Source organism: Streptomyces sp. NBC_00258, assembly GCF_036182465.1.
Lineage (GTDB): Bacteria > Actinomycetota > Actinomycetes > Streptomycetales > Streptomycetaceae > Streptomyces.
In genome coordinates, this window is sequence record NZ_CP108081.1 from 2,087,855 (window position 1) to 2,111,380 (window position 23,526).

A 23,526-nucleotide genomic window follows, 5' to 3' on the forward strand; every position below is an offset into this window, starting at 1 on the left:
TATGGGCCGGATCACCCCGGCGCATACGCCGCCGGGAGTAGCCCGCGAGACTCGTCGACCTCCGCAGTCGCTAGGACTTGCGACGGGGCTTGCCGCGTTTCGTTCCCTTGGGGGCGCCGGACCCTGTCCGTGGGCTCCTGCCGGTCGGCTTGCCCGCTGCCTTGCCCGCGGCGGGCTTCCGACGAGCGACGCCCTTGTCGGAGCCCTTGCTCTTGGACTGGGACTCGTTTTTCGGCTGGGGCTGGGCCGCGGAACGGCCCCGGGAGCTGTTGACGGTCCGGCCGCGGACGATGCCGATGAAGTCCTCGACAAGGTCCGTGGTCCGGTCCTCCGGCCAGGACAGGGCGACGCGCGACTCGGGGGCGTCGGTGACCGTCCGGTAGGTGAGGTCCTTGCGGTGGTGGAGGCGGGCGAGCGACTGCGGGACCACCAGGAGTCCCACCCCCGCCGCCACGAGTTCGATCGCGTCCTCCGTCGTCGCGGGGCGCTCGATCGCGGGGCGGCCCGGCAGGTGCTCCCAGTCGAGGGTGTCGTCGAGGGGGTGCAGCACGATGTCGTCCGCCAGGTCCTCGGCGGTCACCTCGTCGACGGCCGCCACGACGTGGTCCTTCGGGACCACGACCACGGTCGTCTCGGTGTAGAGGGGGATCGCGCTGAGGTCCGTGCGATCGACCGGCAGCCGTACGAATCCCGCGTCGGCGTCGCCGCCCCGCAGCACGTCGAAGACCTCGGCGACGGACACCGCGAGGAGGGTGAGGGGGACGTCGGGCAGCCGCTCGTTCCAGATCCGCACCCACTTGCTGGGCGTCACTCCCGGGACATACGCGAGCCGGAACGAAGGGGAATCTTCCGAGCCTGTCACCTGGCCAGGTTACCCGGCGTGGTCGGCGGTGGTTCACATGCTCGATACCCTGGACACCATGACGTCGCACCAGAACACCCAGACGATGAAGCCCGCGACCGCGGCCAAGAAACTGGGTGTGTACCTCGAGGCCACCCCCGCCGAGTTCCAGGAGGGTGTCGTCTCGCGCTCCGAGCTCACCGCACTGCAGGCCGACCCCCCTCAGTGGCTGCAGGACCTGCGGAGCAACGGTCCGCACCCCCGTCCGGTCGTCGCGTCGAAGCTGGGCGTCTCCATCGCGGGGCTCGCGCGCGGCGGTGTCACCGAGGCTCTCACCACGGAGCAGATCGAGGCGCTGAAGAACCAGCAGCCCGAGTGGCTCCAGAAGGAGCGCGCCACCCAGGCCGAGGTCCGCAAGGAAGCGGTCCGTATCAAGGAGAAGAACGCGGAGCGCGACGACAAGGGCGATCAGCCGCGTCAGTAGCGGCCCTCGGACCGCCGCGGCACTCCTTGGACCACCGCCACACGCTGTGGAAGACTCGATCCGTGATCATCGAACGCGCGTACGTACACGTGGCCTCGCACGACGAGAACGCGTGGCCCTGGTCCGTGCCGTGTGTGCGCGGGCTGCTGGCGGACGGGGTGCGGTTCACGGCACCGGTGACCTTTGTCGTCGGTGAGAACGGCTCGGGCAAGTCGACCCTGGTCGAGGCGCTGGCCGAGGGCTTCGGTCTGGACTCCTGGGGCGGCTCGCACGACTGGCGGTACGCGAGCCCCCGGCCCAAGTCGGTGCTCGGCGAGCGGGTCCGCTTCGACGCGGCGGCGCGCGGACGGCGCATGCTCGGCAGCTGGTCGGCCCGCAAGGGGTTCTTCCTGCGGGCGGAGACGGCGATGGACGCGCTGGACCGGGAAGGGCTCGCGCCGGATTCGGTCAGTCACGGCGAGGGCTTCCTCGCGGCGTTCCGCGGGAAGTTCCTGGAGCCCGGGCTGTATGTGCTGGACGAGCCTGAGGCAGCGCTGTCGTTCGGCTCGTGCCTCGAACTGCTCGGCCATTTCGACCAGTTGGCCAAGCAGGGCGGGCAGGTCATCTGCGCCACGCACTCGCCGCTGCTGACCGCACTGCCGGGTGCGGACATCATCGAGGTCGGCGACCACGGGATGCGCCGGGTGGCCTGGCAGGATCTCGCCCTGGTCGACCACTGGCGCCGCTATCTCGCCGACCCGCACGCCTATCTCCGGCACATCCTCGGCTGAGGACGAACCCGCGAGCGCGGCCCGCAGTGATCGCCTGCCAGAATGACGACCAGCGCAGGCGTTCGACAGGACCCGCCCCAGACGATGGAGGAGCCCCGTGCCGCTGCCCTCACAACCGTTGCGGAAGCTGGGCTTCTTGACCATCGGGTTGTTCGACGAGGCCGACCCCCGCAAGGGCCACGAGTCCACGCTGGAGATCATCCGGCTCGGTGAGCGGCTGGGCTTCGACAGCGCGTGGCTGCGCCACCGCCATCTCCAGTACGGCATCTCCTCCCCCGTGGCCGTCCTTGCCGCGGCCTCGCAGCGCACCACCCGTATCGAGCTCGGCACCGCGGTCATCCCGCTGGGCTGGGAGAACCCGCTGCGGCTGGCAGAGGACCTGGCCACGGTCGACATCCTGTCCGGCGGCCGCCTCAACCCCGGCATCAGCGTCGGCCCGCCGATGCACTACGACCAGGTCAAGCAGGCGCTGTATCCGGACACCGCCGACGCCGAGGACTTCGGGTACGACCGGGTGGCCCGGCTGCTGGACTTCGTACGCGGCAAACCGGCCACCGACTTCAGCGGTGTCGAAGGTTTCGAGGTGTTCTCGGATCGGGTCCAGCCGCACGCGACCGGTCTGGGCCGCCGCCTCTGGTACGGCGGTGGGAGCCTGCGGTCGGCCCAGTGGGCCGGTGAGCACGCGATGAACTTCCTGACCAGCAGCGTCGTCAAGGCGGAGGAGTCCGAGGACTTCGCCGAGGTCCAGCTGTCCCACGTACGCGCCTTCCGTGCCCACCACCCCGACGGCGACCGTGCCCGTGTCTCCCAGGGGCTCGTCGTCATCCCGACCGACAGCGCCTCACCGGAGCAGCGCGCGAAGTACGAGGCGTACGCCGAGAAGCGGCTGCCGCGGACCGCCGTGCCGCAGGGACCGGCCCGCCTGATGTTCGCACCGGACCTCGTCGGCACGTCCGCGGAGATCGCCGAACGGCTCTACGCGCACGCGGCGTTCCGGGAGATCGACGAGGTGGCGTTCGCGCTGCCCTTCACCTTCGAGCACGACGACTACGTCCAGATCCTCACCGACATCGCCACCCGCCTTGGCCCGGCACTCGGCTGGCAGGCGTCGGCCCAGCCCGGATAGAGGGCTCGTCGGACAGAGGGCCGGTCGGCTCGTCGACTGTTCGGCGGGTGCGGCGTCTTCGGTGTGTTCCGCGGTGTCAGTCGCTGACCTTGCTGCGCGCCTGGTACAGCAGGTCTCCGTACGCGGGGTGGCGGGCGATCCAGCCCGCGTAGAAGGGGCAGGTGGCAAGGACCCGCAGGCCGGCGGCACGCGCCTCGTCCAGGGAGGCCCGGACCAGCGCGGACCCGACGCCCTTGCCCTCACACTCCGGGCTCACCTCGGTGTGCACGAACGCGATCAGCTCGTCGGTACGGATGTACTGCGCGAAGCCGGCGACCGTCGACGCTCCGTCGATCCGGGCCTCGTAGCGACGCGCCTCGGCCACGTCACTGATCTCGATCGCCATGTCTCCTCCTTGAACCCGTTGAGCCGGTGCACGACACTAGCCCACAGTGGCCAAAACCCGTACGGTCCGCCCGAGTTGCCCTCCGGAGCGCAGACGCGCTGGCGGATCATTCGGCTAAGTTGACGTTCGATTGCCGAACAACGATCCGCAGGAGGCCCTCTCGTGACAGACCACGAACCCGAACTCGCCGCAGCTGCCGAGATACGGGCCCGGATCGACACGGACAAGCCGCACTCCGCTCGTTTCTGGAACTACTTCGTGGGCGGCAAGGACCACTACGAGGTGGACCGTGAGATCGGGGACCACATCAAGGAGATCTTCCCCGGTCTGGTCGACGTGGCGCGAACGAGCCGTCACTTCCTCGGACGCGCTGTGAAACACCTCGCCGTCGAGCAGGGCGTCCGGCAGTTTTTGGACATCGGCACCGGTCTGCCGACCGCCGACAACACCCACGAGGTCGCCCAGCGCGTGGCCCCGGACGCACGCATCGTGTACGTCGACAACGACCCCCTGGTACTGGCCCACGCCCGCGCGCTGCTCACCAGCACGCCCGAGGGCGAGACGGCGTACCTCGACGCCAATCTCTACGAGCCCGAGGCCGTCCTCAAGGCCGCGGCGCACACACTGGACCTCTCCAAGCCCGTCGCCCTGATGATCCTCAACACGCTCGGCCATGTCGCCGAGTACGACCAGGCCCGGGATCTGGTCTCGCGACTCATGTCCGGCCTGCCGTCGGGCAGTTACCTGGTGATCAGCGACAGCACCGCCACCAGCGAGGGCATGATCGCCGCGTCGGACGCGTACAACTCCAGTGGCGCCGTCCCGTACTACGTGCGCAGCGTCGACGAGATCGCCGGGTTCTTCGACGGGCTGGATCTGGTCGAACCCGGCGTCGTGCAGGTCACCCAGTGGCGTCCGGAGGCCGCCGGTTCGGTGGTCGACGCCTATGGCGGGGTCGGCCGCAAGCCGTAGCGCGACGTCATGGTCGGACCCGTCCCGGACGGGTCCGGCCCCGCCCGTGCGGCTCGGGTGCGCGCCCGCGCTCAGGACACGTCGGTCACCTTCGGCATCTCGCCCTCGGTCGTGGTGACGTCGATGACCGAGAACGACGCTCCCTGGGGATCGCAGAGCGCCGCGAACCGCCCGAAGGGGCTGCTCATCGGGCCGAACCGCAGGGTCGCGCCACCCTCGGTCGCCTTCGCCACGGCGGCGTCGCAGTCCTCGACCGTGAAGTAGACGTTGACGTAGGACGGCACCTCGGGCGGGAACTCGTCCGTCATCTTCATCCGGCCCAGAACTGTCTCCTCGCCGACGTTGAAGATCCGGAAGTCGATCGCGTCGTCCTCCATCTGCTGTGCGCGGTAGGGGAACACGGCGGTGAAGAAGGGGTCCGCCTTCTCGGGCTCCCTGGTGAAGACCTCGCCCCAGCAGTAGGCACCCGGCACGGCCGTCGCCTCGAAGCCCTCGTGGACGCCGGCCTGCCACACGCCGAAGACGGCGCCGCTCGGCTCCTGGGCCAGCAGCATGGTGCCGAAGTCGCCGACCTTCATCGGTTCCATCAGGACCTGGCCGCCGTTGGCGCGTACCTTCTCGGCGGTGGCGGCGGCATCCGGCGACGCGAGGTACAGACACCAAGCCGACTGGCCTTCCGCGCCGGGCATGGGCGGCACGACCGCGGCCACCGCCTTGCCGTCCGCGTAGGCCTGTGTGTAGTTGCCGAACTCCGAAGACGCCTCGCCGAACGTCCACCCCAGCACGTCACCGTAGAAGCTCTTGGCACCCTCGACATCGCTGAACATCGCATCGGCCCAGCACGGTGTTCCCTCAGGTTGTACGGCCATGGCACTGACTCCCTCGTCATTGAAGGCCCTGGCTTGTCACGCTAGCCAGCCATCGACGGACGCGCGCGGCGAACGCCACGAGACACGTGACGCAGGTCACTTTTGCACGCCGATGATGTTCCGTGACCGCCTCGGTCCAACACTGCGACACCAGTCGCAGCAGCAGACCAGAGGATGGGACACCGACATGAGCGAGACCGTGAAAGGGCCCGCGAGCTACTTCCCCTTCATCGAGAAGAAGTACGGCCGTCCCATAGCCGAGTGGAAGGGCCTCATCCGCTCCTCGCCCCTCACCAGGCACATGGAACTCGTGGCCTGGCTCAAGACCGAGCACGGCATGGGTCACGGCCACGCCAACGCACTCGTCGCGCACACGCTCGCCGAGGACAGCGGCAGGTGATCCACCGGGAGAAAACGCGTTGCGATCACTGAGAGGGCCTTCGCAGACTCGTCGACGAGAGGAGCCGGAGACGGGGAGGCGCCATGTCGGCCACGGAGACACACGAGGACGCTCTGGTACATGCGCTGGGCAGCGAGCCGAGGAGGCCGGGGGCCTTCCGTGAGCTGATACGGCTCGGCTCCGCCGCAGTGCCAGCCATCCGGCGGGGCCTGGCCCACCCCGAGGCGCTGGTACGGGAGCAGTGCTGCAGGCTGCTGGACCACCTGCTCGTGACCGAGGCGCTGGACGATCTGATCGCCATGCTCGGCGACCCCAGCCCTCAGGTCCGGATCGCCGCGGTGCACGCGCTGGCCTGTGACCGGTGCAAGAGCGACGCCTGCCGCCCCGACCGGGCCGTGGTGCTGCCCCTTGGGATCCAGCTGCTGAGCAGGGATCCGGACGCCCAGGTACGCAACTTCGCCGCGGAGCTCGTCGGGCTGTCGGTGCACACCCACACGGAGGCGGTCGCCGCCCTGGTCCGGGCCCGGGACGACGATCCGTCGCCCGCTGTCCGGAAGAAGGCAGGCTGGTACGCGCCGGGCGGACCAATCCACCGCAGGACCGCACCGCGACCGGCCCGCAGGCCTCGCTGACTGCGAGGCTCCCGGCCTGACGGGACCGGATTCGACCTGTCGGGACCGTTATCGGCACGACGGGAGTGGTTTCCGTGGCCGGTTGTGACCCATGTTCCGGCACGGGCTGGTGCGGCGTCATGTGCTCCCCGCGCCGCACGCGCCCGCGCCGGAACTCCCCCGGGCGGCTCCCCCTTGAACCGTGGGTGCCTACTGTTCTACCTTCGCCACATGGTCGGGGCATCAACGCCCGCTCACCAGCGACACAACGTGCGGGCGGCAGTTGGGCCGGGTGATGACGAGTGCGTCCACACCTCGCGCTGATCGAGGACGACCCCGACTTCGCACTGATGTGCCGTACTTATCTGGAGCGTGAGGGTTTCACCGTCACGTGGGCCATGGACGCCCGGGCCGGCAAGGCCGTCATGCACGACGGCGGCATCGATCTCGTCGTCCTCGACCTGGGACTTCCCGACGGCAGCGGCCTCGAACTGCTGCGGGCGCTGCGCTCCACCAGTCGGCTTCCGGTCATAGTCGTCAGCGGTCGCGGAGACGAGACGGACCGGGTGGCGGGCCTGGAGATCGGCGCGGACGACTATCTCGTCAAGCCGTTCTCGCAGCGCGAACTCGTCGCCCGTATCGGCGCCGTGCTGCGCCGGTGCCGGCCGCCCGAGCTGCCGTCCGTCCTCGACGTCGGGACGCTGCGCGTCGACACCGCCGCACGCCAGGCGAGCGGGACGGGTGTCCTGCTGAACCTGCGTCCCAAGGAGTACGCCCTCCTGGAGGCCCTCGCGCGCTCCCCCGGCCGGGTCTTCTCCGCCGAGCAGTTGCTGGAGCTGATCTGGGGAGCGTCCTGGCAGCAGTCCGCGACCGTCATCGAGCACGTGTACCGGCTGCGCGGCAAACTCTCCCGACTCCCGGCGCCCGCACCACGGATCACCACGGTGCGCGGCTATGGATACCGTCTCGATCCGTGAGGGCCGCCATGTCCACGAGCCGTCCGTCCAGCACCCCGCAGCCCGCCCCGGACTTCCGGCGCCTGTTCGACTCCACGCTCTCCCCGCTGCTGATCCTCACCCCGGACTTCACGATCGTCGAGGTCAACCGCGCCTATCTGACGGCCACGCGCACACGGCGGAGCATCGTCGGGCGCCCCATCTTCGATGTGTTCCCCGACAACCCCGAGGACCCGTCGGCCGACGGTGTCACCAACCTGCGCCGCTCGCTGGAGACGGTGGTGAGCACGGGCCGCACGGACACGATGGCGCTGCAGCGGTACGACATCCCGACGGGCGACGACGGCGGTTTCGCCGAGCGCTACTGGAGCCCGGTCAACACACCGGTCCTGGACGCCGACGACCGGGTGACGCACATCATCCACCGGGTCGAGGACGTCACCGAGTTCGTGCGGCTGCGCCGGGCCGGGCACGAACGCGAGCGGGCGGCCGCCGAGGCGCAGATGCGCGCGGAGGACATGGAGATCGATCTGTTCGTCCGCGCGCGGGAGATCCGGGAGGTCAACGAGCAGTTGCGCCGGGTCAACGGCGAACTCGACGCCGCCGGACGGCAGTTGCGGGAGGAGCAGCGGGCCAAGGACCGGTTCATCGCGACGCTCTCGCACGAGCTGCGCAATCCGCTGGCCGCCGCCACCGCGGCGACCGAGCTGCTGGCGCTCGACCTGCCCGGCGGCCATCCGGCGCTCTCCGTCCTGGAACGGCAGCTCGGCATCCTGGCCCGGATGAGCAACGACCTGCTGGACGGCACGCGCGCGTTGACCGGTCGCCTGGAGCTGGTGCCCGAGCGAATGGATCTGAGGTCGGCCGTCGAGAGCGCCTGCGCCGACATGCGCGGCCTGTTCGGCCATGAGGGACGGGCCCTCGGCATCCGGCTGCCCGACGGTCCTGTACTCGTCGACGGCGACCGGCTGCGGCTGGCCCAGGTACTGACGAACCTCCTGTCCAACGCGCTGAAGTACACGCTGCCGGGCGGCCGTACGGACGTATGCCTGTCGTCCGTCGACGGGCGGGCGCAGCTCACGGTCAGGGACGACGGGATCGGTTTCGACCCCGGGCAGGCCGAGGAACTGTTCGGGGTGTTCACACGGGCGGCTCCCGCCGGGCCGCACACTCCCGAGGGGCTCGGACTCGGGCTCGCGGTGGCCCGGACCATCGTCGAACTCCACGACGGCCGGATCTCCGCGCACAGCGACGGGCCGGGCAAGGGTGCCTCGTTCAGCGTGCTGCTGCCGAACGCCTCCTCGGACGCCCCGCAGCCGGCCCGTCCCGCGACCGCCGGCCGTGCGCAACGGCAGCTCGTCATCCTGATCGTCGAGGACAACACGGACCTGGCCGCGACCTACCGCGCGCTGCTGGAGCGCCAGGGGCATCACGTCACGGTCGTCCACACGGGCGCCGACGCCGTCACAGCCACCGAGGCCCACCTGTTCGACGTCGTGCTGTGCGATCTCGGGCTGCCCGACATGGACGGCTACACGGTCGCCCGTGCCGTACGGTCCCGTCCGCACGGCGCCGGGCTGCGCCTCATCGCCGTCTCCGGCTTCAGCCGGGGCACCGACCGGACGCTGGCCGACGAGGCCGGATTCGACGCACACCTGGCCAAGCCGCTGCCGCTGGCGGATCTGCTGGACCTGCTGGAGCGCTGACCCTGGGTGTGCGGCACCCAGGAGGCGTCCACCTGGGAGGACGGCGGCCTGGTCGGCCCGCGCCGCCGGGGCGACCGTGGAGCCATGACCACGAGAACGAGCACGAACGACGACACGTCCCGCGATCCGCATCCGTACGTCGGGATGTGGGTGACCGCCGACGGCCGCATCCGCCAGGAACTGCTGCCGAACGGCCGCTACGACGAGGCCCGCGGCGAGCGGCGGAGCGCGTACACCGGCAGCTACACCGTGACCGGCAGCCACATCGACTACGTCGACGACATCGGTTTCACCGCCACGGGCGATGTCCGTGACGGGGTGCTGTACCACGAACACCTGGTGCTCTACCGCGAGGCGGCTCCGGGGCGCGAACGGACGCGGCGCAGCTGACTCGGGGCCGCCGTACCCCGACGGCGGTATGGGCCGGTTCCCGGGGAGGCGGGCGTGCGCCGACGAAAAGCGCAGGTCGGCGCCCTGGTGGGCGCGTGCCGGGCCCTAACGGTGGGTGTGTGATCGGTTGCGGTGGGTCGGCGGGTTTCACACGGTGGGGCCCAGATACTGCCGTCCTCGAAAGGAACCGGTATGCGCGCCCTGGTATCCCGCGGGCTCCTTCTCCCGCCCCTCGTCTGTGCCGCTCTCGTCTGCGGGCCGGTCGCTACGGCCACTGCCGCCTCCGATGTGTCCACGGGGTCTGCGGGCGGACCCGTCGCGGTGGCCCCGCTGTCCGTCGACGCGGCCGACGTGACGCTGGAGCGGATCCACCTCCTGGAGGCGGCGGATCACGGAAACGTCCTGACGCCCCTCCTGGACGCGCTGACCCCTCTGGCCGACAGGGGGCACGGCCCGCTCGACGCGGCCGAGGCGGCCGAGCACAACAAGGCCGTCACGGAGGCGACCGCGTCCGTCGAGGAGCGTCTGGAGAGCATGGACCGTCCCGCCGACCGGGTCGCGGCCGATCCGGTGTCGGACGCGGTGGCGGGACTTCAGGAATCACTCGGCGGGCTGCTCTCGGCTCTGACCTCCCTCGACGTGGGAGGAGTGGTCGCCGAGGTGCCGAAGGTGCTGACGAACGTGATCGGCGTGGTCACGGGGCTCCTCGGCGGCGGTCTGCCCGCTCTGCCGAGCGTCCCGGCGCCGACCGAGTAGTCGCACACCGGCGGGGTGCGCCGCGGCGACACGCGCGCCCCTCCGGGACGACAACCGGTCGGTGCGAATCGACAGCCCGCGTGCCCCGCCCGGATCGGCGGGGCACGCGGGCTGTCGAAAGCGCTCCAGCGGGTACCCGTATGCCATGGCTGATGTCGTGGACTCCGACGAACTCCTGCGCCGTATCCAGCGCGCTCGTGCCTGGGCCGAGCGGGAGGAGGAGACGTGGAAGGCGCGGAGCGACGACCTCAGGCGGGGCGATCCCGGTGGCTCACGCGATGCCGACGTGCGGGGCCAGGCCTATGAGGCCGTACGCAAGGTGCTGGACGAGATCCTGACCCCGGGCGTGCATGCCGTGGACGGCTGAAGGAGCCGGGCGAACCGGCCCTCCTGACGCTCAGTCACATGCGGGGCGACGGCCGTCCGATCGCATGGGCCGTTCCCGGCTCCGTGCGCGCAGGGACTCCTCGTCGGCCTGTGCGGGAACTGCTCGAACGGTGCGCGGGACGTATGTGTCGCCCCTGAGGCGACGCAGAGGCGTCACGCGGATCCTGACCTCCGGGTGCTTGGTGGTGTTCATGGGGCAACACTGCGCCATCGGTGCCGGGGCAACCAGATCACTGTTGTGTGCAGGACCGCGGATCCTGGTACCGGAACCACCAGTCAACGGGTGACGAACCGCCGGTCAGCGGGCGTCGGGGAGCCTCAGGGTGAAGACCGACCCGGCGCCGAGTTCGCTGCTGACCGTCACCGTACCGCCGTGGGCCGTGACGAGTTGACGCACGATCGACAGACCCAGGCCGCTGCCGCCGGTGCGCCGGCTGCGGGACTTCTCCGCCCGCCAGAACCGTTCGAAGACGCTGGGCAGATCCTCCGGGGCGATACCGCTGCCGGTGTCGGCCACTTCGAAGACGACCTCGTCGTCGTGGCGGCGGGAGGACACGGTGATCGTGCCGTCGGCGGGCGTGTGGCGTATCGCGTTCGAGACCAGGTTGCCCAGTGCCTGCCGCATCCGGACCGGATCCGCGTCGAGCCAAGGTGTGCCGTCGGAGCCGTCGGAGCCGTCGGAGCCGTCGAAGCCGCCCGAGCCATTTGGGTCGTGCACGGCCGTGTGCAGCCGGACTCCCGCCGCCTCGGCGGCCACCCGGTGCGCCGCGACGACCTGTTCGAGCAGTTCGTCGGCGCGGACCGGTTCGCGGTGCAGCCTGAGTGTGCCCGCGTCGGCGGCCGCGAGGTCCTGGAGGTCGTCGATGACCCGCTGGAGCACGATCGCCTCGTCGTGCAGGGAGGCGAGCAGTTCGGGGTCGGGGTCGACGACGCCGTCGCGGGTCACCTCCAGCCAGCCGCGGATGTTGGTGAGCGGGGTGCGCAGTTCATGGGCGATGTCGGCGACCATCGCCTTGCGCTGCGCCTCCATGCGTTCGCGGCGCTCGGTCAGGTCGTTGAACGCGACGGCCAGGATGCCCGTCTCGTCCTGGGTGGTCACGGGTACGCGTACGTGCTGCTCCGGCGGCTGCTGGGCGGCGTGTGTCAGGGCGCGCAGCGGCCGTACGAGCCGTGTGGCGACCAGCACCGTCACGGCCACCGTGAGGGCGAGGACGAGGCCGGCGACGCCCGTGACCTTGGCCTTGTTGGCGGCCGACATGTCGAAGTGCGGGACGGCGCCGTCGCCGCGGCCGAGGAACAGTTCCGCGGCCGGCGCGACGTAGGGCTCCAGTTGCTGCCGCCGGGCACGGTCGACGCACTCCTGCGCCTTCTTGTCCTGGTCGCGAGTGGTGTCGATGCCCGTCTCCGCTTTCCGGCCGAGGTAGCGCGTGGGCATGGACCGGTCCGTGAAGTCGACCGTGGCGGCGAAGAGCGAGGGGAACTTCCCGCCGGCACGCTCCAGGCAGTCCCCGGCGTACGTGTTGAGTTCCGCCAGGGCCTTCTCCTCCGTCGCGGTCGGGGTGTTGAGCACTCCGTCGGCGCACGGCGTCGGTACCTGGCCTCCGTCCACGGTGCCATCCTCGTCGATGAGGAAGGAGCGGCCGCTGGGCATCTGCGTGATGCCGGTCTCGACACCGTTGCTCGAGAAGCAGGCCCGGCGCTTCTCGGCCAGCAGCCGTACGTGCTCACGCTCCGCGCGCGGCAGCCGGAACGGACCCACCGCGCGCGGGTCGATGCCGGTCCGCTGTGCTCCGGGCTCGGTGAAGGTGTCGGTGTGCAGGGGATCCACCGCGGCGGCGGCCCTGGGCGGCAGAGCCGTGTCCCGTGTCTCGGAGTCCGCGATCGGCGTGCGGTCCGGGGCCGTCAGGGCGATGCGCCGCCCGGTCCTGTCCGACAGAGCACGGACGGTCTTCCCGACGCCGGACCAGTCGCGATGGGTGGCCGCGTATCCGCTCAACTGCCGGAGGATGTCCATGTCCTCGGTCAGTACCTGGCCCTGCTCCTCCTGGATCGCCCGGGTCGTGGTCTCCACCGCCAGCCAGGCCGTCGCCGCGACCGAACAGATGGCGATCAGCACCGACGTGATCAGCAGCCGGACCAGCAGCCTCTTGCGCAGCGGTATCGCGCGGGCCATCAGCGGTCTCCGCTGAGCTTGTACCCCACGCCGAAGACGGTCAGCAGCCGCACCGGTCTGCGCGGATCCGCCTCGATCTTCTTGCGCAGGTTCATGATGTGCACGTCGACCGCCCGTTCGGTCGAGGCCCGGTCGATGCCCCGGGTGCGGTGCAGCAACTGCTGCCGGGAGAAGACCCGTTCCGGCTCGGCGGCCATGGCCAACAGGATCTCGTACTCGGCCGGGGTGCAGTCCACCGGCGATCCGTCGCACACCACCTCGTGCCGCAGGGGATCCACGGCGATCCCGGCGGCCCGTACGACCGGGTCCTCGCGGTGCCCGGCGGCCTGGCGTCCACTGCGGCGCAGCACGGTGCGGATACGGGCCATCAGTTCGCGCGGGCTGTACGGCTTGGTCATGTAGTCGTCCGCGCCGAGTTCGAGGCCGAGCAGCACGTCCTCCTCCGTGGAGCGTGCGGTGAGCATGAGGACGGGGATGTCGTCGTCCTGGCGCAGCGCACGGCACACGCCGAAGCCGTCGATCACCGGAAGCATCAGGTCCAGGACGACGAGGTCGGGCCGCCGCTGCCGGGCCGCCTCCAGGGCGGCTCCGCCGTCGTGGACCACGGTGGCGGTGTGGCCCTCGCTCAGCAGGGAGCGGCGTATCAGCTCCGCCTGCTTCTCGTCGTCCTCGGCAACCATCACATGTGCGCACACGGGGCCGATGCTAAGCGCCCCGGGCCGCGGTGGGACCGTGCGTGAGGGGCTTCCCACGCCCTGACATCTTCCTCACAACCGCCTGCTAGTGCTGGGTCCGGCGGTCCGGGTCAGCGTCTGAGCGCGGCCGCGTCGCCCATGACGACCACGGGATCGTGGTCGGGGTCGAGGGCGCGCAGGAGTTCCTTCATGTGGTTCTTCCGGAGGCTGACGCAGCCCTGGGTGGGGCCGTCGTGGTCCACGTGCACCCAGATGCCGCCGCCCCGGCCCGCTCCGAGAGGGCGGGTCCAGTCCAGCGGTGTGGTGCCCGCCTGGCGGTTGTAGTTGATCGCGATGACGTAGTCGAACGAGCCGGCCAGGGGCTCGCCCTCGAATCCCGTGCCGCCGATGCTGAAGCCGCCGGAGCGGTCGTACGGGAGGCTCGTGCCCGGGTCGGGGCGCAGGCCGCCCGCGTCCGTGAGCGCGTAGACGCCGACGGGTGAGCGGAGGTCCCCCGCCCGGTGGTGGTCGGTCCAGCCCTTGAGGGCGTTGTGCGCGGGCCAGCTGGCCCCGGCCCGCCAGCCGGCCGCCGTCCGCTCGTACAGCACCGCGGTGGAGATCGACGAGTTCCTGCCCCGGCCCGTCACCACCAGGGCCTGACGGGTCTTCGGGGGCACCTTGCCCCACGTCTTGGGGCCCAGGCCGGGCAGTTGCTGAGGCGCCACGCTCAGTGCGACGCGGGGTGCGGGGGCTGGTGGCGCGCCCGTACTGCCGTTCACCGGAGTCGTGCCGGGTCTCTGGTCCGACGTCGTCACCGCTCCTCCGCCGCCGCATCCGACGAGGACAAAAGAGGCGGCCAGAACGGCGAGGGGGCGGCGCACGGCACCCTGAGTGGATGTGATCATGCGTCGACCTTGACCGGTACATGTGAGGAACTCGTCAGGTCGGTTCGGGCGGTGCCGCAGAATCACTCGGTTGTCCTCCTGACCCTCCCTCTTCGTGGCGGGCCGGCGGCACACCCCTGCCGTTCGACAACAACTACAACAAGAAGCCCGCCTACAACGCCACGCTCACCGCGCTCGGCGGGACCGGCTCGGGCGGCGGTGGCGGCGCCGCCTGCACGGTGTCGTACAGCAGGACGGACGACTGGAGCGACCGCTGCAACGGCAGGGTGACCGTGACCGCGGGCGGTTCGGCGGAGCGTCGACGAGCTTCGGGTTCACCGTCATGAAGAACGGCAGCTCTTCCGCCCCGTCGGTCGGTTCCTGTACCGCGTCCTGAGAACGGGCCCCGCCCGTGCGGGAGTTCGGCGTCAGACAGGGCATGGCGCGGCGGTTCGGGTCGTCGCGCCACGCACCCACTCCCACTCCCACTCCCACTCCCACTCCACGCACCCGTTCTCGTTCGTGTTCTCGTTCCCGCCGTGCACCCGGACACCACAGGCACCCGGCGCCTCGGCGGTTTTCGGCAAAGAGAGCGCCAATTTTGGTATGTACCTGACCATGAACTGCCGCTAGGCTCTGCTCCGCCATGCAATGAGAGCGCTCTCACAGTTCAGCTGTTCCACCCCCACCACGCTGGAACAACGAAGGGCTACTGCCTTGAGACGCACCACAACCATGCGCACAGGCCTGTCCGCACTCCTCGTCGTCGGCGCCTGGGCAACCTTCGCCGCCGGACCCGCCTCTGCCGCCGGTGCCCCCGAACCCACCCGCACCTCCGGCGCTCCGGCCTCCGCCGGTCTCCTCGACGCCATGCAGCGTGACTTCGGCCTGACGAAGACCCAGGCCGAAGCGCGGCTCGCGGCCGAGAAGACGGCGACGGCCGTCGAATCGGAGGCCCGGCGCGCGGCGGGAGCCGCGTACGGCGGTTCCTGGTTCGACACCAAGAGCGGGAAGTTGACCGTCGCGGTCACGGCCCGCGCCTCCGACGCCGCCGTCGATTCCGTACGGGAGACCGGCGCGACCGTCCGTACCGTCAAGCACAGCGCGAAGCAGCTCGACGCGGCCAAGGCGCGCATCGACAAGCTGGCCGCACCCGAAGGTGTCAGCAACTGGTACGTCGACGCCAAGGCGAGCTCGGTCGTCGTGGCCGTCGTCGCCGCGCAGCGTGCTGACAACGATGTCCGCACGTTCCTCTCGAAGGCCCGTGCCGCGGGACCCGTCACCGTCGAAGAGGCCGCAGCGGCACCTGAGACCTTCGCCGCCGGGACGGTCGGCGGCGACCCCTTCTACACCGGCAACGTCCGCTGTTCCATCGGCTTCTCGGTGCACGGCGGCTTCGTCACCGCGGGTCACTGCGGCGGGGCGGGACAGGGCGTCAGCGGCTGGGACCGGTCCTACATAGGCAACATCCAGGGCTCCTCGTTCCCGGGCAACGACTACGCCTGGGTCAACGTCGGCAGCGGCTGGTGGACCGTGCCGGTCGTGCTCGGCTGGGGCACCATCTCCGACCGGCTCGTCCGCGGCTCCAACGAGGCGCCCGTCGGTTCGTCCATCTGCCGGTCGGGGTCGACCACGCACTGGCACTGCGGCACGGTGCTCGCCAAGAACGAGACCGTCAACTACAGCCAGGGCGCGGTGCATCAGATGACCAAGACCAGCGTCTGCGCGGAACCGGGCGACTCCGGCGGTTCCTTCATCAGCGGCGACCAGGCGCAGGGCGTCACCTCCGGCGGCTGGGGCAACTGCTCCGGCGGCGGTGAGACCTGGTACCAGCCCATCAACGAGATCCTCAGCCGGTACGGCCTCACGCTCCACACGGCCTGATCCGCAAGGTTCCAGGGCACGGCTCGACGGGCTCCGTCACCGGTCAGGTGGCGGAGCCCTGCCCGTCCGGCGCGCGCTGCCGGCCCGGCGCCCACTCGGCCCAAGTGCCCCGGATTCACCGCCCGTTCACCGGCGCTGCCACCTCTGTCGTTCCACCCCGCGTCCGGGCGGCCTACGCTCGGCGGCATTTCGCGGGCCCGGATTCCCGACGGGCAGCCGGGCCCCGCTGTCCGTCCTGACGGAAGGTTCCGTTACATGGTCCTCGGATCCACAGGTGTGGCGCGGAGGTTCGGCAGAAGAGCCGCCGCTCTCGCGCTGACCACCGCGCTCGCCGCCGCACTGCCCGGCCCGGTCTCCTCCGCGGCCGGCGCCCCCGACACGCCGGCCCACCCCACCGCGTACGTCGATCCGCTCATCGGCACGACGAACGGGGGCAACACCTATCCGGGTGCCACCCTCCCGTACGGCATGATCGCCTGGTCTCCGACCAGCACCCGGGGCGACCAGACCAGCACGGGGGCCGCCAACGGCTACGAGTACAACGCGACCCGGCTGCGCGGGCTGAGCCTCACCCACGTCAACGGCGCGGGCTGCAACCCGGGGGCCGCAGGCGACGTACCGATCATGCCGTTCGTCGGAGACGTCACCTCGTCGCCGTCGGCGGACACCACGGACTCCGTCTACGCCGCGAACTTCTCGCACGCCGACGAGCGGGCCGTGCCGGGCCGCTACTCCGTGGGGCTCGACTCCGGCGCCCGCGCCGACCTCGCCGTCTCCGAGCGGGCCGGCGTGGCCGACTTCACGTTCCCCGCCGACAAGCCCGCCAACCTGCTCTTCCGGGTCTCCAACTCGCTCAACGGCAGCGAGGACTCCCATGTCGAGATCGACCGGGCCGGGCGCAAGGTGAGCGGCTGGGTACTGACCGGCGCGTTCTGCGGGCGGCGCGCCAACGGCGGTGTCAACAACCGCAAGAGCTACTACCGGCTCTACTTCAGCGCCTCGTTCGACCGCGCGTTCTCGACCACGGGTACGTGGAAGGACGGCACCCTCTCCCCCGGTGCCACCTCGGGCGGAGGCGGTGAGGGATACGCCACGGGCGCCGACCGCGCGGGCCGCGGCTCGGGCGGCTGGGTCGGCTTCGACACCAGCTCTGACAACGATGTCCGCATGCGGCTCGGGATCTCGTACGTGAGCCGGGCGGGCGCCGAGGCCAACCTCCGTGAGGAGATAGCACCGCGGGCGAGCGTCGACCAGGTGGCCACGGCCGGGACACGGGCCTGGGACCGCGAGCTGCGTTCCGTACGCGTCGGCGGCGGCAGTACGCCCCAGCGCACCGCCTTCTACACCGCGCTCTACCACTCGCTCATGCAGCCCAACCTGGTCAGCGACACCGACGGCCGCTATCCGGGCATGGACGGCAAGGCGCATCGCGTCGAGCGCGGGCAGGGGGCGCAGTACAGCAACTTCTCGGGCTGGGACCAGTACCGGGCGCAGATACAGCTGCTCGCCCTGCTGAAGCCGCGGATCGCCGGGGACTTCGCGCAGTCCCTCTACAACTTCGCGCGGCAGAACGGCGGGGTGTGGGACCGCTGGGTTCACATCAACGGCCCGACGCATGTGATGACCGGCGACCCGTCGGCGGCCACACTCGCCACCTTCCATGCCATGGGGGTCCGCAACTTCGACTACCGCGGCGCCTTCGAGTCCCTGGCCCGCCAGGCCACCGTGCCGCACCCCGACGGGCTCTCCGACGCGGGCTGCCCGGGCCAGTGCACCGGCCAACGGCCCAATCTGGCCCAGTACTTGAGTTCGCAGTACGCGGCGCAGGACGTCTGCCACTGCTGGGGCGGTGCCGCCGAGACCCTTGAGGACTCCGTCGCCGACGACGCACTGGGCCGCTGGGCGAAGCTGCTGGGTCTCGACGAGCAGGCCGCCGCCTTCGCGGAGCGGGGCGGCTGGTGGCGCAACGTCTTCAACCCGGGCGCCACCGACGGCGCGGGCACCACCGGCTACATCCAGACCCGCAACCTCGACGGTTCATGGGTCACGCCGTTCAGCCCGGGCAGCGACCGCGGTTTCGCGCAGGGCACCAGCGCGACGTACACGTGGATGGTGCCGCAGGACGTCCAGGGGCTCGCCGAGGCGATGGGCGGACGCGAGACGGCCGCGCGGCGGCTCGACGGCTTCTTCCACAAGGCCGACGGGTCCTGGTCGGTGAAGGGCGGTGACGCCCTGCGGTACGACCCGACCAACGAGCCCGGTATCCACGCTCCTTGGCTCTACAACGCGCTCGGTCAGCCGTGGAAGACCCAGGCGACGGTCCGGCAGATCCTCGACACCGTGTACGGCACCGGACCGGCCGGGCTCCCCGGCAACGACGACCTCGGGACCATGTCCGCCTGGTACGTCTTCTCCGCCCTCGGCCTCTATCCGCAGACCCCGGGCAGCGGCAACCTGCTGCTTGGCGCCCCGCTCTTCCCGTACGCCCTGGTCGACCGGCCCGGTGGCGGCGACATCGTGATCGACGCGCCCTCGGCCGACGCCGACCATCCGTATGTGAGCGGTGTCCGGCTCAACGGCCGTTCCCACGAACGCTCCTGGACGGATGCCCGCTTCCTTCGTGGCGGCGGCACCCTCACGTTCGGACTCTCGCGGGAGCCGGACACCGACTGGGCGACCGCACCCGGCGGCCTGCCCCGCTGACGCGTCTGTTGCCCCGGATCCGGCGGGATCCGGGGCAACGTCCGTGCGACGGGTCAGACCTTGCGGTACCTGGCCATGGCGAACGAGAACACCCCGAAGAGCATCAGACCGACGGCTATGAACACCAGCAGCCACGGCCCCACCGGGGTCTCGGTGAACGAGCGCAGGGTGTCGTCCATGCCCTTGGCCTTGTCCGGTTCGTACTCCACGGCAGCCCGGAGCGCGAAGCCACCGGCGACGGCGAACACCAGACCACGGGCCACACCGCCGCCGACGCCCGTCACGTCGACCGTCCGGCGCACCCGGTGCGACATCTCACCGAGCCTCATGTGCTTGTGGTACTTCCGGCGCGCGGCCTGCACCACCATCCACACACCCGCGCAGAGGATGCCCACGCCCGCCGCGGCCACGAGCCACTGCCCGGCGGGCAGGTCCATGGCCCTGGCCGTCGCGTCCCGGGACTTGCCGTCGCTCGATCCGCTCCCTCCGGAACCGGCGGCGAAGGAGAGCACGGTATAGGCGACGAACCCGTAGAACACGGCTCGTGCCGCCGACGCCAGCCTCTTCTTCGCCTTGCCGCCGTCGGGGCCCGCCGCGCCGAAGACCGCCTCGGACAGCCGCCACAGCGCCATCCCGACCAGTCCGATGCCGAGTGCCCAGAGCACGACCCCACCGAAGGGCTTCTCGGCCACCTCCTGGAGTGCGCCTCCCTGATCCGCCTGCTTCCCGCTGCCGCCGAAGGCGATCTGCAGCGCCAGCAGGCCCACCAGCAGGTAGATCACACCGCGCGCGGTGAAACCTGCCCGGGCCGCGCCCTCGATCGCCGGGGCGGCCTTTCGTTTCCCCGTCCGGCCGCCTCGCGTCAACGTGCTTGCGTTCATCATTGCCTCCCGTCTCCGGGTGCCCCTGCCCGGCCGTACGACACCCGGGCGGGCGCCGACCGTGCGGTACCTCCCGGTTTCGGAGCGAAGCAGGACGATCGAACATACGATGGGCATGCACTGGGGCGGCATCGCAGAAGGGCCGCCCCGGGACGCCGACCGCTCGGGGTGGGAGACGAATGGCACAAGGCTCGGACGCAGCACGGACCGTCATCCTGACCGTGGACGACGACCCTGGAGTCTCCCGTGCCGTGGCCCGTGACCTGCGACGACGCTATGGCGAGGGATACCGGATCGTGCGCGCCGAGTCCGGCGAGAGCGCGCTGGAGGCCCTGCGGGAGCTGAAGCTGCGTGGTGATCTCGTCGCGGTGATCCTGGCGGACTACCGGATGCCCCAGATGAACGGCATCGAGTTCCTCGAGCAGGCCCTGGACGTGTACCCGGGCGCGCGGCGCGTGCTGCTGACCGCCTACGCGGACACGAACGCGGCCATCGACGCGATCAACGTCGTCGACCTCGACCACTACCTGCTCAAGCCCTGGGACCCGCCCGAGGAGAAGCTCTATCCCGTCCTGGACGACCTCCTGGACGCCTGGCGGACCTCCGACCACCGGGCGGTTCCGATCACGAAGGTCGTCGGGCACCGCTGGTCGGCGCGCTCCTCGGACGTACGGGAGTTCCTCGCCCGCAACCAGGTGCCGTACCGCTGGTACTCCTCTGACGAGCCGGAGGGCAAGCGGCTGCTGGCCTGCGCGGATCAGGACGGGGAGCGGCTGCCGCTCGTGATCACCGCGGACGGGGCCGTGCTGGTCGAGCCCGACGACCCCGAGCTGGCCGCCCAGGTGGGGCTTGCCACGACTCCGGCCGAGGACTTCTACGACCTCGTCGTCATCGGTGGCGGACCCGCCGGGCTGGGCTCAGCGGTGTACGGGGCCTCGGAAGGGCTGCGGACCGTGCTCGTGGAGCGTTCCGCGACCGGCGGACAGGCCGGCCAGAGCTCACGGATCGAGAACTACCTGGGCTTCCCGGACGGTGTGTCCGGGGCGCAGCTCACCGACCGGGCGCGACGTCAGGCGTCGAAGTTCGGCGCCGAGATCCTCACCGCGCGCGAGGTGACCGGTCTGGAGGTCAACGGCTCCTCGCGGACCGTTCGGTTCTCGGACGGTTCCGCGATCGCCGCGCACTGCGTGATCCTGGCCACCGGCGTGTCGTACCGGCAGCTACAGGCGCCGGGCACGGAGGACCTGACCGGGTGCGGGGTGTACTACGGATCGGCGCTGACCGAGGCGGCGTCGTGCCAGGGACACGACGTGTACATCGTGGGCGGTGCGAACTCCGCCGGGCAGGCGGCGATGTACCTGTCCAGGGGTGCGAAGTCGGTCACCCTGCTGGTCCGCGGTTCCTCCCTGTCCGCGTCGATGTCGCACTACCTGATCGGGCAGATCACGGAGGCGTCCAACATCTCCGTGCGTACGGGGACGGTCGTCGAGGCGGTGCACGGCTCCGACCACCTGGAGCAGCTGACGCTGCGCGACATCGAGAGCGGGCACACCGAACTCGTCGACGCGCAGTGGATGTTCGTGTTCATCGGCGCGGCCCCGCTGACCGACTGGCTGGACGGCACCGTGCTCAGGGACGAACGCGGGTTCATCGTCACCGGACCCGACCTGGCCGTCGGCGGACAGCCGCCGCCCGACTGGGAGTTGGACCGGGCGCCGTACCACCTGGAGACCAATGTGCCCGGAGTGTTCGTGGCGGGTGACGCCCGCGCCGAGTCCGCCAAGCGTGTCGCCTCCGCCGTCGGAGAGGGAGCCATGGCCGTGATGCTCGTCCACCGGTATCTGGAGCAGTCGTGAGCGGGCAGCCGATGCCGTGCGACGCGGCGGAACTCAGCACACTGTTCCTGTTCGAGAAGCTGGAGCCGGAACAGCTCGGGCGGCTGTGCAGCGAAGGCCGCGTGGAGAAGTTCGAGCCCGGTTATGTGTACGAGGAGGGTGAGCCGGCCACCTGCTTCTTCGTCCTCCTCGAAGGCACACTCGTGATGTCGCGGCGGGTCGGCGGCGACGACGTCGAGATCAGCCGCACGTCCCAGCGCGGGGTGTACGCGGGAGCCATGCAGGCCTATCTGGCCGTCCCGGACGACGCGCGCTACAAGGGCTCCCTGCGGGTGACCGAGCCGTCGCGGTTCTTCATCCTGCCCGCCGAGACGTTCGCCGCCGTCCTGCGCGAGTGGTTCCCGATGGCCGTACATCTGCTGGAAGGGCTGTTCTTCGGCAGCCAGAACACCCAGCGGACCATCGGTCAGCGCGAGCGGCTCCTGGCGCTCGGCTCCCTGTCCGCCGGGCTGACGCACGAACTCAACAACCCGGCCGCGGCGGCCGTACGGGCCACGTCCGCGCTGCGGGACCGGGTCGCGCACATGCGGCACAAACTCGGTGTGATCGCCTCGGGTCCCTATCAGCGCGAGGCGTTGAAGACGCTGGTCGAGATCCAGGAGAACACCGCCGAACGTGTCTCCAAGGCGCCCTCCCTGAGCCCTCTCGAAGCCTCCGACCGGGAGGACGCGCTCGCCGACTGGCTCGACGACCACGGCATCGAGGGCGGTTGGCGGCTCGCGCCGACCTTCGTGCAGGCGGGGCTCGACACCGACTGGCTGGAGCAGGTCGCGGGAGCCGTGGACGAGGAAATGCTGGCGGGTGCCGTCGGGTGGCTGAACTACACCGTCGAGACCGAGCTCCTCATGAACGAGATCGCGGACTCCACGACCCGGGTCTCGAATCTCGTGAACGCGGCCAAGCAGTACTCCCAGCTCGACCGGGCGCCCTACCAGGTCGCCGATGTGCACGAACTGCTGGACAGCACGCTGATGATGCTCGCCGGGAAGATCGGCTCCGGCGTCAGGATCGTCAAGGACTACGACCGCGAACTGCCCAGGATCCCCGCCTACCCGGGCGAGTTGAACCAGGTGTGGACGAACCTCATCGACAACGCCGCCTCCGCGATGGGCGGCGAGGGCGTGCTGACCGTACGGACCGCGCTCGAACGGGATCAGCTGCTCGTCGAGTTCCGCGACACCGGGCCCGGGGTGCCCGAGGAGATCCGAGGCAGGATCTTCGACCCGTTCTTCACGACGAAGCCCGTGGGCGAAGGCACCGGACTCGGGCTCGACATCTCCTGGCGCATCGTCGTGAACAAGCACCACGGGCATCTGCAGGTCCACTCCGAGCCCGGCGACACCCGTTTCCAGGTCTTCCTCCCGCTCACCGCCGCCGAACCCGACGCCCCTCAGGAGGCCTCATGACCACGGACGGAATCGACCCCGGCGTCCCGCCGAGTGGCGCGGGCTGCGTCGAATGCGACGAGGTGGACGGCTGGTGGTTCCATCTGCGCCGGTGCGCCCAGTGCGGTCATGTGGGCTGCTGCGACGACTCCCCCGCCAAGCACGCCACGGCCCATCACCAGACCACCGGCCATCCGATCATCCGCAGCTTCGAGCCGGGCGAGGGCTGGTTCTGGAACTTCGAGACGTCCGAGCTGTACGAGTCCGGTCCGGAGCTCGCTCCGCCGCTCGCCCACCCGGCGGACCAGCCCGCGCCCGGCCCCGCGGGGCGGGTCCCGGCGAACTGGGCCGAGACCCTGCGCTGAAGTCGAGGGCGCCCCGCGCGGACAGCGTG

Annotated in this window: 23 protein-coding genes and 1 pseudogene; 17 read left to right on the top strand and 7 right to left on the bottom strand. The window is 70.6% G+C overall.

Annotation, left to right across the window (positions count from 1 at the left end; all coding sequences use genetic code 11):
• Positions 1–70: 70 nt before the first annotated feature.
• Positions 71–862 carry a LysR substrate-binding domain-containing protein gene (locus OG718_RS09685; RefSeq protein WP_328843914.1) on the bottom strand — a complete coding sequence of 264 codons (792 nt, stop codon included), beginning with the start codon at positions 860–862 and terminating at the stop codon, positions 71–73.
• Positions 863–899: 37 nt separating this feature from the next.
• Here OG718_RS09685 and OG718_RS09690 point away from each other — a divergent pair, with 37 nt between their 5' ends.
• The 3 genes from OG718_RS09690 (at position 900) to OG718_RS09700 (ending at position 3,221) form a co-directional block, all read left to right on the top strand.
• Positions 900–1,325: a DUF5997 family protein gene (locus OG718_RS09690; protein WP_328843915.1), complete on the top strand. Its 426-nt coding sequence runs from the start codon at positions 900–902 to the stop codon at positions 1,323–1,325.
• A 62-nt stretch (positions 1,326–1,387) separates the two neighbouring features.
• The gene (locus OG718_RS09695) at positions 1,388–2,095 is read left to right on the top strand and encodes an AAA family ATPase (protein ID WP_328843916.1); all 708 of its coding nucleotides are present in this window, start codon (positions 1,388–1,390) and stop codon (positions 2,093–2,095) included.
• A gap of 97 nt (positions 2,096–2,192) precedes the next feature.
• Complete coding sequence (locus tag OG718_RS09700) at positions 2,193–3,221, top strand: LLM class flavin-dependent oxidoreductase (protein WP_328843917.1); 1,029 nt, start codon at positions 2,193–2,195, stop codon at positions 3,219–3,221.
• Positions 3,222–3,297: 76 nt separating this feature from the next.
• On the opposite strand, the gene OG718_RS09705 is transcribed toward OG718_RS09700, so the two are convergent.
• The gene (locus tag OG718_RS09705; RefSeq protein WP_200394181.1) at positions 3,298–3,606 is read right to left on the bottom strand and encodes a GNAT family N-acetyltransferase; all 309 of its coding nucleotides are present in this window, start codon (positions 3,604–3,606) and stop codon (positions 3,298–3,300) included.
• A 162-nt stretch (positions 3,607–3,768) separates the two neighbouring features.
• Between OG718_RS09705 and OG718_RS09710 the strand changes: the two genes are divergently transcribed.
• Positions 3,769–4,578, top strand: a complete 810-nt coding sequence (locus OG718_RS09710; protein WP_143641158.1) for an SAM-dependent methyltransferase — start codon at positions 3,769–3,771, stop codon at positions 4,576–4,578.
• A 71-nt stretch (positions 4,579–4,649) separates the two neighbouring features.
• Here the strand turns inward: OG718_RS09710 and OG718_RS09715 are convergent, their stop codons facing one another.
• Positions 4,650–5,447, bottom strand: a complete 798-nt coding sequence (locus tag OG718_RS09715) for a VOC family protein (RefSeq protein ID WP_306936051.1) — start codon at positions 5,445–5,447, stop codon at positions 4,650–4,652.
• A gap of 187 nt (positions 5,448–5,634) precedes the next feature.
• On the opposite strand from OG718_RS09715, the gene OG718_RS09720 reads away from it, so the two are divergent.
• The 7 genes from OG718_RS09720 to OG718_RS09750 all read left to right on the top strand — a co-directional run bounded on the left by OG718_RS09720 (position 5,635) and on the right by OG718_RS09750 (position 10,633).
• Positions 5,635–5,847 carry a DUF4287 domain-containing protein gene (locus OG718_RS09720; RefSeq protein WP_328843918.1) on the top strand — a complete coding sequence of 71 codons (213 nt, stop codon included), beginning with the start codon at positions 5,635–5,637 and terminating at the stop codon, positions 5,845–5,847.
• A gap of 83 nt (positions 5,848–5,930) precedes the next feature.
• Positions 5,931–6,479, top strand: coding sequence for a HEAT repeat domain-containing protein (locus tag OG718_RS09725; RefSeq protein ID WP_260695497.1), 549 nt, complete (start codon positions 5,931–5,933; stop codon positions 6,477–6,479).
• A gap of 281 nt (positions 6,480–6,760) precedes the next feature.
• Complete coding sequence (locus OG718_RS09730) at positions 6,761–7,435, top strand: response regulator transcription factor (protein ID WP_143641155.1); 675 nt, start codon at positions 6,761–6,763, stop codon at positions 7,433–7,435.
• A gap of 8 nt (positions 7,436–7,443) precedes the next feature.
• The gene (locus tag OG718_RS09735) at positions 7,444–9,120 is read left to right on the top strand and encodes a hybrid sensor histidine kinase/response regulator (protein ID WP_328843919.1); all 1,677 of its coding nucleotides are present in this window, start codon (positions 7,444–7,446) and stop codon (positions 9,118–9,120) included.
• A gap of 84 nt (positions 9,121–9,204) precedes the next feature.
• A complete protein-coding gene (locus OG718_RS09740) occupies positions 9,205–9,510 on the top strand; it encodes an Atu4866 domain-containing protein (RefSeq protein WP_143641153.1) in 306 nt (101 codons plus the stop codon).
• A gap of 192 nt (positions 9,511–9,702) precedes the next feature.
• Positions 9,703–10,266, top strand: coding sequence for a hypothetical protein (locus OG718_RS09745; protein WP_143641152.1), 564 nt, complete (start codon positions 9,703–9,705; stop codon positions 10,264–10,266).
• Positions 10,267–10,411: 145 nt separating this feature from the next.
• The gene (locus tag OG718_RS09750) at positions 10,412–10,633 is read left to right on the top strand and encodes a hypothetical protein (RefSeq protein ID WP_055616422.1); all 222 of its coding nucleotides are present in this window, start codon (positions 10,412–10,414) and stop codon (positions 10,631–10,633) included.
• A 318-nt stretch (positions 10,634–10,951) separates the two neighbouring features.
• Here OG718_RS09750 and OG718_RS09755 read toward each other — a convergent pair whose 3' ends face one another.
• From OG718_RS09755 to OG718_RS09765, 3 genes are all read right to left on the bottom strand, one after another.
• Positions 10,952–12,826, bottom strand: a complete 1,875-nt coding sequence (locus OG718_RS09755) for a sensor histidine kinase (RefSeq protein ID WP_328843920.1) — start codon at positions 12,824–12,826, stop codon at positions 10,952–10,954.
• Complete coding sequence (locus OG718_RS09760; RefSeq protein WP_143641150.1) at positions 12,826–13,521, bottom strand: response regulator transcription factor; 696 nt, start codon at positions 13,519–13,521, stop codon at positions 12,826–12,828. Before OG718_RS09760 ends, OG718_RS09755 begins: the two co-directional genes overlap by 1 nt.
• Before the next feature lie 110 nt (positions 13,522–13,631).
• Positions 13,632–14,405, bottom strand: coding sequence for a L,D-transpeptidase family protein (locus OG718_RS09765; protein ID WP_328843921.1), 774 nt, complete (start codon positions 14,403–14,405; stop codon positions 13,632–13,634).
• Positions 14,406–14,497: 92 nt separating this feature from the next.
• Between OG718_RS09765 and OG718_RS09770 the strand changes: the two are divergent.
• The 3 genes and pseudogenes from OG718_RS09770 to OG718_RS09780 all read left to right on the top strand — a co-directional run.
• Positions 14,498–14,781, top strand: a pseudogene (locus OG718_RS09770) (endo-1,4-beta-xylanase); the annotation flags it as partial.
• A gap of 338 nt (positions 14,782–15,119) precedes the next feature.
• Positions 15,120–16,268: a S1 family peptidase gene (locus OG718_RS09775; RefSeq protein WP_328847717.1), complete on the top strand. Its 1,149-nt coding sequence runs from the start codon at positions 15,120–15,122 to the stop codon at positions 16,266–16,268.
• A 255-nt stretch (positions 16,269–16,523) separates the two neighbouring features.
• Positions 16,524–18,971, top strand: a complete 2,448-nt coding sequence (locus tag OG718_RS09780) for a GH92 family glycosyl hydrolase (RefSeq protein ID WP_328843922.1) — start codon at positions 16,524–16,526, stop codon at positions 18,969–18,971.
• Positions 18,972–19,024: 53 nt separating this feature from the next.
• Here the strand turns inward: OG718_RS09780 and OG718_RS09785 are convergent, their stop codons facing one another.
• Positions 19,025–19,852 (bottom strand): DUF1206 domain-containing protein, encoded by an 828-nt coding sequence (locus OG718_RS09785; protein ID WP_143641312.1) that lies wholly within the window; start codon positions 19,850–19,852, stop codon positions 19,025–19,027.
• A gap of 179 nt (positions 19,853–20,031) precedes the next feature.
• Between OG718_RS09785 and OG718_RS09790 the strand changes: the two genes are divergently transcribed.
• From OG718_RS09790 to OG718_RS09800, 3 genes are read left to right on the top strand one after another with little or no spacing between them, the layout of a single operon-like run.
• The gene (locus OG718_RS09790) at positions 20,032–21,708 is read left to right on the top strand and encodes an FAD-dependent oxidoreductase (RefSeq protein WP_143641147.1); all 1,677 of its coding nucleotides are present in this window, start codon (positions 20,032–20,034) and stop codon (positions 21,706–21,708) included.
• Entirely contained in the window at positions 21,705–23,153 is a 1,449-nt protein-coding gene (locus OG718_RS09795; RefSeq protein ID WP_143641146.1) for an ATP-binding protein, read from the top strand. Before OG718_RS09790 ends, OG718_RS09795 begins: the two co-directional genes overlap by 4 nt.
• Positions 23,150–23,497: a UBP-type zinc finger domain-containing protein gene (locus OG718_RS09800; RefSeq protein ID WP_143641145.1), complete on the top strand. Its 348-nt coding sequence runs from the start codon at positions 23,150–23,152 to the stop codon at positions 23,495–23,497. The genes OG718_RS09795 and OG718_RS09800 overlap by 4 nt, the downstream gene beginning before the upstream one ends.
• The last annotated feature ends 29 nt before the right edge of the window (positions 23,498–23,526 follow it).